This window comes from Pseudomonas sp. MS15a(2019) (assembly GCF_013277805.1).
GTDB lineage: Bacteria > Pseudomonadota > Gammaproteobacteria > Pseudomonadales > Pseudomonadaceae > Chryseomonas > Chryseomonas benzopyrenica.
Map to the genome: position 1 here is coordinate 845,863 of NZ_VBTN01000003.1, position 13,372 is coordinate 859,234.

Below are 13,372 nucleotides of genomic sequence, written 5' to 3' on the forward strand. Positions count from 1 at the left end.
GGTTCCTCTCGGCTGAAAACCGCGATGGATGTCGCGAACAGCAAATTGACCTGAACGAAATGCGTCTGGCGCGGATCAATAAGGGAAGCATGCCGCTTGGCATGACCTCTCCCGTTTCCCAACACGAGGTGCATTCATGAATACCGATCAGATCATAGGCAATGCCAAGGACGCTACCGGCAAGGTCCAGGACAGCTTCGGCGCCGCGACCGGCAATGCCGATTGGCAAGCCGAGGGCAAGGCCCGTCAACTGGAAGGCAAGCTGCAGGAGCAATATGGCCAGGCCATCGACTGCGCACGCAACGTGACCGCCGACAAACCCTTCACTGCCCTGGCCATCGCCGGCGGTGTCGGTTTCGTTCTGGGCGTACTGCTGTCGCGCTCCTGATCGGAGACGCGGGGCTGGCCGATGCGCCAGCCCCAAAACGAAAAGGCCTGCTCAGACAGGCCTTTTTGTTTTGGGACTCGCTCAGGATTCCAGCGCAACGAGGTGCTTGCGCACCGTGTCCACGATATCGCCGATGTTGAAGGGCTTCTGGAACACGGCATCGAACAGCTCAGCGCTTTCCTGGGCCAGGTGCGCCTGGGCACCGCTCATCAGGATGATGGGCAGGTGTTGTAGGCCCTGGCGTTCGCGCAGGGCCTCCGCCAATTCGCGGCCATTCATCACCGGCATCATGAAGTCGGTGATGACCAGCGACGGTAGTTCTCGATCGAAGACATCAAGCGCTCGGCGGCCGTTGCTCGCCTTGACCACCATGTAGCCTTCGTCTTCAAGAGCGAAGGCCAGGATGTCCGCTATCAGAAATTCGTCATCGACTACCAGTATCGTCGTCATGTGGAGACTCTCCCAGCCGACGCGATCATGGTTGTATTGAGGGCATGGCTGAACCGGAAAGCACCTTCACCATGTCTTTGAACGCCTTTTTCAGTTCGATTCCCGAGTTGTCTATCACCATCTCGCGTAGCGAGGGGTCATAAAGGCTATCCCGCACCTTGAGGATGGACAGAACTCTTTTGATCTCCGCCTCGGCCTCGACGAATCGCAGCAAAATCAGATTGTCCACCATGCTGGAAAGTTCGGGAGCCGGCGCTGCTATATCCGCGCCAAACATGTCCCGTAGTTCCCAGGTAGCTAGAACTGTGACGCCCTGGGTACGCAGCTCGTTCAGTAATGCACTGAAGTATTCGATGAGCCGCCCCTGGGGCAAGGCGAAGCGGGCAATGGCGCCCAGACTGTCGATCACCAGCCGTTTGATGCCGTGCTGCTGGACCAGCGCAAGCAGCTTCAGACCCACTTCATCAAGGCGCAACTCGGTCGTGGGCTGCCAGTGCATGTGCAGTGCGCCCTGATCGATACGGCCGGCCAGATCGAGCCCCAGGGCGTCGGCCTTGAGCTGCAGCCGCTCCGGCGGTTCATAGAAGCTGAACATCAGACCGGGGGCCTCGGACGTGCAGGCGGCCAGGAAATTCAGCGAGATGGACGTCTTGCCGGCACCCGAGGGCCCCATGAGCAAGGTGGTCGAGCTTTCCGGTAGCCCGTTCTCGATCATCGCATCCAGCGAAGCCACGCCGCTGGTTACGCGCTGGTTCCCAATGCGATAGGTCGCGCCCACCGAGGGATCGCGATAGAGAGTTTCCAACCGTGGAAACACGGTGATGCCGGCATCGGAGATGGTGAATTCGTGGAAGCCCGGCAACGCGCCGCTACCGCGAGTCTTGCGCAGTGCCAGACGGCGGATGGTGCGACTGCCGATCTCTTCCTCGTGCAGATCCAGCACGCCATCGACCATGGTGTGCTCCGGGCTACCGTCTTCGAGACGCGCGCTGGTGAGAAAGATCACCGTGCAACCGGCAAAGGCCGCATGCCCCTGCAACTCGGCGATGAACTTCTTGGTGTCTATGGGCGTTTCCGCACGCGACCGAGCGTTCAGCAGACCATCCACCACCAGCAGACTAGCCTTTTGCCGGCTGATTTCCCGCCGCAGGAGACGCACGACCTCATCCAGCCCCTCGCCTTCCATGGTATCGAAGGCGCTCAGGTACTGGACCTGATCCCCGATGCAGGAGCGGTCGAAGAAATCCAGCGTGGAAAAGAACTGGAACATCCGCTCATGGGTTTCCGACAGCATGGTTGCGAACAGCACCCGGCCACCGCCGCGCACATGGTTGAAGGCGATCTGATTGGCCATGATCGATTTGCCGGAGCCCGGACGGCCCTGGATGACATAGGACGCGCCTGCAACCAGGCCTCCCTTCAAGATCTCATCCAGCCCCTGGATACCGGTTACGACGCGCTCGAGTCGATTCAAGAACGATGCCTCAAACTAATGATGTGTCTGGGACGCCTAACTAGGCGGCCGGTGCTTCGCAGGCAAGAGCCTATAAGGGTGCTACCGAAATAGCCAGCTAGAGGGCTTGGTCTCAGCCGCGTTTGCGAATCAGTCCTTCCTGGGCCACCGAGGCCACCAGCTGTCCCGCGCGGTTGTAGATGCTGCCGCGGCACAGACCGCGAGCCCCGCCGGCCCAGGGACTGTCGATGGCGTAGAGCAACCAGTCGTCCAGGCGGAAATCGCGGTGGAACCAGACCGCATGGTCGAGGCTGGCGATCTGCAGCGAGCGATCCCAGAAACTGGTGCCGTGGGGCAGCAGCGAGCTGGGCAGCAGATTGAAGTCCGAGGCATAGGCCAGCAGATAGCGATGCAGCGCCGGCTGGTCCGGCAGATCGCCGGTGGCGCGGAACCAGACGTGGCGAACCGGCTCGGTGGGCTCCGGCTTGAAGGGGTCGGTAAAGACCACCGGGCGCATCTCGATCGGCCGCGGCCCGAGCAGCTTGTCGCGCAAGGGCGCAGGAATCAGCTCGGCGTACTTTTGCGCGTGGGCGATCTCCGATTGCAGCGTCTCGGGCGCGGGCACGTCCGGCATGGTGGTCTGATGCTCGAAGCCCGGCTCTTCGATATGGAAGGAAGCGCTGCAGAAAAAGATCGGCTGTTCACCCTGGAAGGCAGTGACCCGGCGGGTGGAAAAGCTGCCCCCGTCGCGGATGCGATCCACCTGGTAGGTCACCGCCTCCACGGCCGAACCGGCGCGCAGGAAATAGCCATGCAGGGAGTGCACCTGGCGCGCCTCGGGCACGGTCTGGCTGGCCGCTGACAGCGCCTGCCCCAGCACCTGCCCACCAAAGAGCTGGGGAAAGCCGAGATCCTGGCTGCCGCCGCGATACAGATCGGGGGCCAGGGATTCGAGGGTCAGCAGTTCGACCAGGTTGTCCAGCACCTTGCTCATGGGAAGGGTTCCTTGACAGAGAGCGATCATCATACGCAAAACCGGTCAAATCCTGTGCGTTCGCCGTGCTTCCAGACACATTACTCATCGTATGACGATAACTGGTGGAGCTTGTGGCCCCATAAGCGGTCACAATGAGGGTACCGCTGTCCGCTCGCAGGCTTCCTCCCCATGACCGAAACCGCCAACGCCTCGTCTCCCCATCCGTCCGCGGCCAAGATCGCGGAGCTGGGCAAGGGTCTCGGGCACGACGACATCTTCTTTGCCGCCGTGAAAAAGACCCGGATGCCGATGATCGTGACGGATCCGCACCAGCCGGATAATCCGATCATCTTCGCCAACGAGTCCTTCCTGCGCACCACGGGCTACGCGCTGGACGAGGTCATGGGCCGTAACTGCCGCTTCCTGCAGGGCCCGGACACGCGCCCGGAACACATCGCTGAAATCCGCAGCGCGCTGCGCGAGCAACGGGATTGCGACATTGAATTGCTGAACTACCGCAAGGATGGTTCGACCTTCTGGAACGCGCTGTTCATCTCCCCGGTGCTCGATCCCCAGGGCCAGCTGCTCTACTACTTCGCCTCGCAGCTGGACGTCTCCCGCCGCCGCGACGCCGAGGACGCCCTGCGGCAGGCGCAGAAGATGGAAGCCCTCGGCCAGCTCACCGGGGGCATCGCCCACGACTTCAACAACCTGCTGCAGGTGATGGTCGGCTACCTGGACATCCTGAGGATCAATCTGGATCGTCCGGAACTGGACAAGGACAAGGCCAAGCGCCATGTCGACAACACCCGTGACGCGGTGAATCGGGCAGCCACCCTGACCCAGCAGTTGCTGGCCTTTGCCCGCAAGCAGCGCCTGACCGGGCGCGCGGTGGACCTGAACAAACTCATTGAGGCCCGTCAGGGGCGCCTGTCCCAGGCGCTGGGCGGGCCCTTCCGCTTCATCTTCCGGCCGGCACCGGCCTTGTGGAATTGCCGGCTCGATCCGATCCAGCTAGAGACGGCGCTGCTCAATATCGTCGATAACGCCCGCCTGGCCATGCAGGAGCGAGGTACCGGCACCCTGACCCTGGAGACCCTCAACGTCGAGGTCAATGGCCAGGATCTGGCTCACGGCGGCCTGGCCCAGGGGCACTATGTTTGCATCGCCCTGACCGACACCGGCTGCGGCATGTCCACCGACGTGCTCGGTCGGGCCCTGGATCCTTTCTTCACCACCCGTGACGAAGGCCAGGGCAGCGGCTTGGGCCTGTCCATGGTCTATGGCTTTCTCAAGCAGTCGGGCGGCTTGGTCAGGCTATATTCGGAAGTCGGCATAGGCACCTCGGTGCGTCTCTACTTCCCGGTCTCCGAAGAGGAGGCGCGCGACCATCCGGCGCCCCTGCCGACCCCGCACGAGGACGGCGGCGGTTCCGAGACCATCCTGGTGGTGGACGATCGCCCGGACGTGGCGGCCCTGGCCCAGGCCATTCTGGAAGAGACCGGCTACCAGGTGCTGGTCGCCCACAATGGCCAGCAGGCGCTGGACATCCTTGCCCGCGAACCCGCCATCGACCTGCTATTCAGCGACCTGATCATGCCCGGCGGCATGAATGGCGTGATGTTGGCCAAGGAGGCGCAGCGGCGCCAACCCGAGCTGCGCATCCTGCTCACCACGGGCTATGCCAACAACGCCCTGGAACTGGAGGAAGGCAACGGCGAGCGCTTCCCCATTCTCAACAAGCCCTATGGCCGCCAGGATTTGACCCGCTGGATCCGCCGCATGCTGGACAGCGCCCAGCCATGAAGAACGAAGCCCTGGAGCGCGAGCCCGCCAGCTGCGACACCGGGCAGGATGGCCCGGTGGACCTCCAGAGCTTTCTGGCCTGTCTGGAGCGGGTGGGCAACAGCCCCAGCCAGGTCTCGGTGCAGCACCTGATCGATGCCATCGGCAGTCGCTCCTTTGGTCCCATGATCCTCTTGCCAGGGGTACTGGCGATCTCGCCGCTGACCGGCATTCCCGGCATCGCCACCGCCATCGCCGTCTTCGTCATGCTGGTGAGCGGCCAGTTGCTGATGGGGCGTGACCACTTCTGGCTGCCGCGCTGGGTGCTGCAGCGCTCGATCTCGCGCGGCAAATTGCGCAAGTCGCTGCGCCTGCTGCAGCGGCCGGCGCGCTGGGTGGACAAGGTGGTCAAGTCGCGCCTGCGGGTACTCACCTCGCGGCCCGCGCACTTCGTCACCGCCCTGCTCTGCATTCTCATCGCCGCGACCATGCCGGTGCTGGATCTGGTGCCCTTCGCCAACACCACGGCCGGGCTGGCGCTGACCTCTTTCGCCCTGTCGCTGATCGCCCGTGACGGCCTGCTGTTCCTCCTGGCGCTGGGTTTCTGCACCGGTATCCTCTGGTTCATCCTGGAGCTCCTGGTGTTTTGAGCGCCCGCCTGCCGCTGGTCTACCACGAGGACTACAGTCCGTCCTTCCCCGCCGGCCATCGCTTTCCGATGGAGAAATTCCGTCTGCTGCACGAGCACCTGAGTGCCAGCGGCATCCTGGGCGCCGATAACTGGCGGCGCCCCGAACCCTGCCCGGACGAGTTGCTGACGCTGGCCCATGCACCGGACTACATCCGGGCCTTCCAGGCCGGAGAGTTGGCACCGCCGCTGCAGCGCCAGCTGGGCCTGCCCTGGAGCGAAGCCCTGGTGCGCCGCACCATCCGCGCCGTGGGCGGCTCCCTGCTCACCCTGGAATTGGCGCTGCGTCATGGCCTGGCCTGTCACCTCGCCGGGGGTACCCATCATGCGCATCACGACTATCCGGCCGGCTTCTGCATCTTCAACGACCTGGCGATCCTGGCGCTGTCGCTGCTGGAAAGCGGGCGCGCCGGACGGGTGCTGATCCTGGACTGCGACGTCCACCAGGGCGATGGCACGGCACGCATCCTCGCCGAGGTGCCGGACGCCGTCACCGTCTCCCTGCACTGCGCCACCAACTATCCGGCGCGCAAGGCGCAGAGCGACTGGGACATCCCCCTGCCGCGCGGGCTGGACGACGCCGGCTACCTGCGGGTGCTCGACGACGCCCTGGGCTACCTGCTGCCGCTCCATCAGCCCGACGTGGTGCTCTACGACGCCGGGGTGGACGTCCATCGCGACGATGCCCTCGGCTATCTGGACCTGACCGACGCCGGCCTCGCCGCCCGCGACGGCCTGGTCTTGCGGCGCTGCCTGGCGGCGGATATACCGGTGGTAGGGGTCATCGGCGGCGGCTATTCGGCCGATCGCCTGGCCCTCGCCCGCCGCCACGGCATCCTCCATCACACCGCGACCCAGGTCTGGCAGGAGCTGGGTCTGAACTGAACGGGAGTTTTCATGAGCAAGACCGCCAAGACACCCGAATCCAGCCAGGCGCGCCTGGCCGTGCTGATCGACGCCGACAATGCCCCCGCGGCCATCGTCGATGGCCTCATGGCCGAGATCGCCCGCTTCGGCGTGGCCAGCGTCAAGCGCATCTACGGTGACTGGACCCAGCCGCAGCTCAACAGCTGGAAGAAGGTGCTGCTCGACCACTCCATCCAGCCGGTGCAGCAATTCGGCTACACCAAGGGCAAGAACGCCACCGACAGCGCTCTGATCATCGACGCCATGGACCTGCTCTACACCCGCCGCTTCGACGGCTTCTGCCTGGTCTCCAGCGACAGCGACTTCACCCGCCTGGCGGCGCGGCTGCGCGAGGAAGGACTGACGGTCTACGGCTTCGGCGAGGAGAAGACGCCGGACCCCTTCGTGTCGGCCTGCGACAGATTCATCTACACCGAGATCCTCAGGTCCAAGCCACGGGAGGAATCTCGCGAGACCGCCAGCACGAGCGACAAGCCCGCCACCACCAACCGTGGCAAGCCCAAGCTGAGCACCATTCTCAAGCTCATCGAGCAGGCGGTGGAAGACGCCTCCGACGAAGGCGGCTGGGCCAATCTGGGCATGGTCGGCGCCAACCTGGGCAAGGTGCGTCCCGATTTCGACGCCCGCCTCTATGGGCATCGCAAATTCAGCGGCCTGGTCAAGGCCCATGGCGATCGTTTCGAGGTCCAGGAACGCGATCCCGCCGACGGCAGCGCCGGCAAGGCCGTCTATATCCGCAACCGCTGACACCGCTGCGCCTGCCCGGCTCTGGCCCGGGCAATAGCGGCGAAAAGTCGCGAACTGTCGCTATCAGATCGCCATACCATCGGTCCGACCTCGCGGAACCGCTCGGCTTGCGGCGGCCTCCACCCTAGGTGCTTACCGCCCTACGGAGACCGCCATGCGAGCCTTGACCTACCACGGTGCCCACGATGTCCGCGTCGATACCGTTCCCGATCCGACCATCCAGGACGCCGACGACATCGTCCTGCGGGTGACGGCCACGGCCATCTGCGGTTCGGACCTGCACCTCTACCGCGGCAAGATCCCCACCGTCGAACACGGCGATATCTTCGGCCACGAATTCATGGGCATCGTCGAGGAAACCGGCCCGGCCGTCACCGCCGTGCAGAAGGGCGATCGGGTGGTGATTCCCTTCGTCATCGCCTGTGGCAGCTGCTTCTTCTGCAACCAGGATCTCTACGCCGCCTGCGAGACCACCAACACCGGCCGCGGCGCCATCCTCAACAAGAAACAGATCCCGCCGGGGGCGGCGCTGTTCGGCTTCAGTCACCTCTATGGCGGCGTACCGGGCGGCCAGGCCGAATACGTGCGCGTGCCCAAGGCCAACACCGGTCCCTTCAAGGTGCCCGGCACCCTGGCTGACGAAAAGGTGCTGTTCCTGTCCGACATCCTGCCCACCGCCTGGCAGGCCGTGCTCAACACCGGCATCGGTCAAGGATCGAGCATCGCCATCTATGGCGCCGGCCCGGTGGGCCTGCTGTCCGCGGCCTGTGCGCGGATGCTGGGCGCCGAGCGCATCTTCATGGTCGATCACCACCCCTATCGCCTGGCCTATGCCCAGCAGACCTATGGCGTCATCCCGATCAACTTCGACGAGGACGACGATCCGGCGGCCACCATCATCGAGCAGACGCCCGGCAAGCGGGGTGTGGATGGAGTCGTGGATGCCGTGGGCTTCGAGGCCAAGGGCAGCACCACCGAGACCATCCTCGCCAACCTCAAGCTGGAAGGCAGCAGCGGCAAGGCCCTGCGCCAGTGCATCGCGGCCGTGCGGCGCGGTGGCACCGTGAGCGTGCCCGGGGTCTATGCCGGCTTCATCCACGGCTTCCTGTTCGGTGACGCCTTCGACAAGGGCCTGACCTTCAAGATGGGCCAGACCCACGTGCAGCGTTATCTGCCGGAGCTGCTCGAACACATCGAGCGCGGTGACCTGGCGCCGGAGGCCATCATCACCCACCGGATGTCCCTGGAGCAGGCGGTCGAGGGCTACAAGATCTTCGACAAGAAGCAGGAGGACTGCCGCAAGGTGATCCTGACGCCCGGACGCAGCGAGCCGCTGATTCCCGAGCGGCTGGAAGAACCCCTGGCAGCGCCCCTGGGCCAAGCCGGCGTGGTCTAGTCGCGTCGCGTACAATGGCGGTTTTTCTCAGCTCCTGGATGCCGCCATGTCTCTCCTCTCCGCCACGCCCGCCGTCGCTGTCATAGGGGGTGGCCCCGCCGGGCTGATGGCGGCCGAGACCCTGGCCGCCACGGGCGTCCCTGTGGATCTCTTCGATGCGATGCCTTCCGTGGGCCGCAAGTTTTTGCTGGCCGGCGTGGGTGGCATGAACATTACCCATGCCGAGGAGCAGGCCGCCTTTCGCCAGCGTTATCGCGAGCGCGAGAGCGGAGTCAGCCCCTGGCTCGACAGCTTCGACAGCGATGCCCTGCGCGCCTGGATCCATGAGCTGGGCATCGAGACCTTTGTCGGCACCTCGGGCCGGGTATTTCCCGCCGACATGAAGGCCGCGCCCCTGCTGCGTGCCTGGCTGCATCGGCTGCGCGACCAGGGCGTGCGCATCCACACCCGCAGTCGCTGGCTGGGCTGGGACGCCGAGGGCCGGTTGCGCCTGGCCACCCCGGAGGGCGAGCGTCTGCTGCAGCCCCAGGCCACGGTGCTGGCACTGGGCGGGGGCAGCTGGCCGCGGCTCGGCTCGGATGGGGCCTGGCAGGCGCTGCTGGCGGCGCGGGGGATCAGACTGCGCCCGTTGGAACCGGCCAATTGCGGTTTCGAGGTGGCTGGCTGGAGTGACTTCCTCAAGACCCGCCACGCCGGCGCGCCGATCAAGCCCGCCGCCCTGGCCCTTCCGGGTCAGCCGCCACGCCAGGGCGAATTCGTGCTGACCGACACAGGGATCGAGGGCAGCCTGGTCTATGCGCTGTCCGCCGAGATCCGCACGGCCATCGAACGGGATGGCCAGGCGACCCTGACCCTGGATCTGGCGCCGCAGCGTGACCTGGCCGAACTCGGCCGGGCCCTGGCCAAGTCCCGCGGTAGCCAGTCCCTGGCCAACCACCTGCGGCGCCATGCCGGGATCGACGGCGCCCGGGCCGCCCTGCTCCGCGAGTTGGCTCCGCCGGAGACCTTCCAGGACATGGGCCGATTGGCTCAGGCCTGCAAGGCCGTGCCCCTCACCGTGGTCAGGCCACGGCCCCTGGCGGAAGCGATCAGCAGCGCGGGCGGCGTGCCCCTGGAAGCGCTGGACGCTGGCCTGATGCTGCGGCAATTGCCGGGCGTCTTCTGCGCCGGCGAGATGCTCGACTGGGAAGCACCCACCGGCGGCTATCTGCTCACGGCCTGCTTCGCCAGCGGCCGGGCAGCGGGCCAGGGGGTGCTGCGCTGGCTGGCCGCTGGCGGCAGCTCGGCCTGAGCGGTCCGGTCGCGATGCGCCTCTGCCGTTCGCGGCCGGCCCCTGTGCTGCCAGACGGCGCTCGGGCGCGGTAGCATAGGCAGCGACCACGGCACTCATCATGGATCCATGCCCCCTTCCCAGGCGTTGTCGGAATTCAGGCAGTTGTTGCGCGATCTGGCAGGCGATCTCCGCCAGTTCGGCCGCGACCGGCGCCGTCTGGTCGACGAACTGGAGACCCTGACCTCGGTCTTTCTGGCGATCCTGCTCGGCCACCTGGCCGGGGTTCAGCATGCCGGTTGGGCGGCGTTCAGCGGCTACATCGTGATGAGGTCAGATGTCCGCGACAGTTTCTCGCGCGGCTGCCTGCGGGTGCTGGGTACCGGTATCGGCGCCGCCGGTGCCCTGTTGGTCCTGCGCCACCTGCAGCTGAACCCCTACGAGCAGGCCATCCTGCTGGGCACGGTGGGCAGCGTCACCCTCTATCTGACACTGGTGGGCCGCTATGGCTATGCCTGGTTGCTGGGCGGCCTCACCTACGCCATGGTGGTCCTGGCGAGCCTCCAGGCGCCCGATCAGCTCGAGCGATACGCCCTGTCACGGCTGTTGGAGGTGGCGCTCGGCACCTCGGCCTGCGTGCTGGTGAGCGCGCTGTCCACCTACGGCGTCCGTGCGCGCCTGTGGCCCAGGACGCCAACCACGGTGGCCTCGACGCCGCGGACCCTGGGTGTCTGGCAGCCCCTGGCGTTGCGCCATGCACTGCAGGGAGGTCTGGCCCTGGCCCTGCTGTCCCTGGGCGCGACGGCAGAGGTCGGGGTGGATGTCAGCCAGGCGGCCATCACCATCCTGGCGGTCATGGTGGTTCCCTTCGACGGCCTGAGCAGCGCCGGCAAGGCGGTCTCCAGAAGGCTGTTGCATCGAATGCTCGGCTGCCTGCTCGGGGGTGGCCTGGCGGCCCTCCTGCTGCTGGTCAGCCAGGAAAGCCTCTGGCTGACGCTGGCGGGCGTTGCGCTCGGTGTGCTGATTGGCAGACACCTCGAGAACGGTCCGCTCGGTATCGGCTATCTCGGCATGCAGTTCGCGCTGGCGTTTCTGGTGGTGATGGTGCCTGACCACTATGACCATATCGACCCGGTGGCGGGCCTGGCCCGGCTGGGCGGTATCCTGCTGGGCTTTCTGGTGCTGGAGCCGGTGTACTGGCTCTCGACCTGGCTGATCAGGCGCCTGTCACCCGGAAGGCCCTAAGGCACGGCGGCGCCGAGCTCAGCCCGGGCGCTCGACGAACTCGGTGGCCGGCGAGCCATCGGCATTGTGCTGACGGATCACCGCCGGGCGCCCTTCCGCGTCCAGCAGCACCTGGCCGATGCCGGCACCGTTCCAAAGTCGCTCGCCGGCCTCGCGGCGATCCGGCAGGCGCGGTTGCAGCTCCCAGCGGCGGCGCTTGGTGAAGCCGTTGAGCGGCGACCAGGGCGCATAGAGCCAGCGATTGAGCCGGTCCAGGGTGGCCAGCAGGCGCGGCGGGAATTCGTTCTTGATGCCGCTGCTGGTGATCTGCCAGAGCCGCGGCTCACCGCGTCGGTCCCGGATGCGGATGTCGTAGACGAAGGAATAGTGCACGTCGCCGGAGAGCACCACGTAGTTGCCCGGGGTGCGGCGGTGGCGAAAGATGTTGAGCATGGTCTTGGCCGCCCCGGGGTGGGCCATCCAGTTCTCGGCATCCACCATCAGCGGCTGGCCGAACCAGGTGAAGATGCGCTGCACCGCCTCGATCAGCTTGACGCCGAACATGGGCGCGGCCGAGACGATCACCGCCGAGGGATGGTCCAGCAGGTCCTGCTGCAATTCGCAGAGGGCTTCCCAGTCCATCAGCCCCGAGGGGTGCTCCAGGCGTCGCTCGCTGCGCCAGCGACGGGTCCGGGTGTCCAGCACGATCAGCGGCGGGCTGGTCTTGAGCACGTAGTGCCAGCCCTGGAAGCGCAGCAGGTCGTCGATGCAGGCGTTCTGCGTCGCACATTCCAGCTTGCCGTCGTCCCCCGCCGTGTCCAGCAGCCGGGCCGTGGCGGCCAGGGGTTCGGCCACGGCTTCCGGGGCGTTGCCCCAGGCCTGGCAGAGCAGATAGGCCAGCAACGCATTGCCGAGGATGCGCCGGGAAAAGGGATGGCCGTAGGCGGTCTCCTCCCAGCGCGCGGAGAGGTTCCAGTCGTCGGTGACGTCGTGGTCGTCGAAGATCATCAGCGTCGGCACCCCGGCCAGGGCCCGCGCCGCCTGGGGCAGGGTCGCGACGAAGCCCTCGATGCAGCGCGACTCGGTGGCGTAGCGCTCACCGTCCTTGGCGTCGAGCGCCGGTGGCACGACCTCGATCAGGGTCCAGGGCGTCGGCGACCAGCAGAGCAGATAGAGCGCCAGCACCTCGCTCAGGGTCACCAGGTGGTTGTGGGCATTGGTGGAGGTGAAGATGGGTTTCTCCACCCCGCCGAAGAATTTCTCGCGTAGCGCCCGGTTGGACTTGAAAGCCGGTAGCAGGTCCTCGCGGTGATAGAGGTTGGCGGCATGGGCCATCAGCGCCTCGCTGTCCGCCACCACCGCACCTTCGAGGTCTTCGCCATAGAGCCCGAGGCGGCGGATCAGCGCCTGCACCGCCAGCAGCATCGGCCCGGCGACGTCATCGGCATAGACCTGATCGCCCGTGAGCAGCAAGGCCGCGGGCCGCTCCTCGGGCGTCGTGCAGGCCTGCAGCAGGCGATCCACGGCGAGCAGGCCATCGGCCGAGGCATGGTGGGGCTTGCGGCAGGAGCCGTGCAGCAGATGATCGAAACGCGCGCGCAGGACGAAGCGCGGCAATTCACCCTCGGCGGAGAGCAGATGCGGCGCCCAGTCGCGGATTCCGCCGGCGCTCAGCTGCAGGTCGTAGTGGAGGAAGGCGTCCGTGGGCAACTCGGTGTCCGGTCGGACCTCGATCAGCTGCAGATAGGCCTGCTCGCCCAGGCGCAGGCACTGGGTCTCCCCCTGCACGCCGAGCTCGGTCGCCCCTTGCCACAGCCGCGGCACGGGCGTCTCGGCCGAGCGGGTCACCAGCCACAGCAGCAACCGGGACGCTTCGGTGCGCCGCAGCAGCGGACCGGCCAGCACCGGGGGCAAGGTAGGGGTAGCGCTCATGGGGTCTCCTGTAGCCACGCAACTGACCACTATGCCGTGCCGGGATTCCGGCTGCAGCCGCCGCCTGGCTACAAAGTTTGAGCGCGCTTCACAGTCGGCCTAGAATTCGCTCCCTTTTCGACGCCATCCGGGCCTG

At 66.1% G+C, this 13,372-nt stretch carries 12 protein-coding genes; 8 read left to right on the plus strand and 4 right to left on the minus strand.

What is annotated here, in order from left to right; all coding sequences use genetic code 11:
- Positions 1 to 136: 136 nt before the first annotated feature.
- Entirely contained in the window at positions 137 to 388 is a 252-nt protein-coding gene (locus FEZ61_RS07390) for a CsbD family protein (RefSeq protein WP_017642209.1), read from the plus strand.
- 81 nt (positions 389 to 469) lie between these two features.
- Here the strand turns inward: FEZ61_RS07390 and FEZ61_RS07395 are convergent, their stop codons facing one another.
- The 3 genes from FEZ61_RS07395 to tesB form a co-directional block, all read right to left on the minus strand.
- Positions 470 to 838 carry a response regulator gene (locus FEZ61_RS07395; RefSeq protein ID WP_017642208.1) on the minus strand — a complete coding sequence of 123 codons (369 nt, stop codon included), beginning with the start codon at positions 836 to 838 and terminating at the stop codon, positions 470 to 472.
- Positions 839 to 863: 25 nt separating this feature from the next.
- A complete protein-coding gene (locus tag FEZ61_RS07400; RefSeq protein WP_017642207.1) occupies positions 864 to 2,312 on the minus strand; it encodes an ATPase domain-containing protein in 1,449 nt (482 codons plus the stop codon).
- Positions 2,313 to 2,424: 112 nt separating this feature from the next.
- Positions 2,425 to 3,285, minus strand: coding sequence for an acyl-CoA thioesterase II (gene tesB / locus FEZ61_RS07405; RefSeq protein WP_017642206.1), 861 nt, complete (start codon positions 3,283 to 3,285; stop codon positions 2,425 to 2,427).
- A 171-nt stretch (positions 3,286 to 3,456) separates the two neighbouring features.
- On the opposite strand from tesB, the gene FEZ61_RS07410 reads away from it, so the two are divergent.
- The 7 genes from FEZ61_RS07410 (at position 3,457) to FEZ61_RS07440 (ending at position 11,325) form a co-directional block, all read left to right on the plus strand.
- Positions 3,457 to 5,073, plus strand: coding sequence for a histidine kinase famiy protein (locus tag FEZ61_RS07410; protein ID WP_093252545.1), 1,617 nt, complete (start codon positions 3,457 to 3,459; stop codon positions 5,071 to 5,073).
- A complete protein-coding gene (locus FEZ61_RS07415) occupies positions 5,070 to 5,702 on the plus strand; it encodes an exopolysaccharide biosynthesis protein (protein WP_064308243.1) in 633 nt (210 codons plus the stop codon). The genes FEZ61_RS07410 and FEZ61_RS07415 overlap by 4 nt, the downstream gene beginning before the upstream one ends.
- Positions 5,699 to 6,625: a histone deacetylase gene (locus FEZ61_RS07420; RefSeq protein ID WP_173148029.1), complete on the plus strand. Its 927-nt coding sequence runs from the start codon at positions 5,699 to 5,701 to the stop codon at positions 6,623 to 6,625. The genes FEZ61_RS07415 and FEZ61_RS07420 overlap by 4 nt, the downstream gene beginning before the upstream one ends.
- Positions 6,626 to 6,637: 12 nt before the next feature.
- Positions 6,638 to 7,414, plus strand: coding sequence for an NYN domain-containing protein (locus FEZ61_RS07425; protein WP_064308245.1), 777 nt, complete (start codon positions 6,638 to 6,640; stop codon positions 7,412 to 7,414).
- Between the two features lie 154 nt (positions 7,415 to 7,568).
- Positions 7,569 to 8,810, plus strand: a complete 1,242-nt coding sequence (locus FEZ61_RS07430; RefSeq protein ID WP_042133367.1) for a zinc-dependent alcohol dehydrogenase — start codon at positions 7,569 to 7,571, stop codon at positions 8,808 to 8,810.
- Between the two features lie 46 nt (positions 8,811 to 8,856).
- Positions 8,857 to 10,101, plus strand: coding sequence for a TIGR03862 family flavoprotein (locus FEZ61_RS07435; RefSeq protein WP_093252559.1), 1,245 nt, complete (start codon positions 8,857 to 8,859; stop codon positions 10,099 to 10,101).
- 108 nt (positions 10,102 to 10,209) lie between these two features.
- Positions 10,210 to 11,325, plus strand: coding sequence for an FUSC family protein (locus FEZ61_RS07440; RefSeq protein ID WP_242455108.1), 1,116 nt, complete (start codon positions 10,210 to 10,212; stop codon positions 11,323 to 11,325).
- An 18-nt stretch (positions 11,326 to 11,343) separates the two neighbouring features.
- Here FEZ61_RS07440 and FEZ61_RS07445 read toward each other — a convergent pair whose 3' ends face one another.
- Positions 11,344 to 13,236, minus strand: a complete 1,893-nt coding sequence (locus tag FEZ61_RS07445) for a hypothetical protein (protein WP_064308248.1) — start codon at positions 13,234 to 13,236, stop codon at positions 11,344 to 11,346.
- Positions 13,237 to 13,372 lie beyond the last annotated feature (136 nt).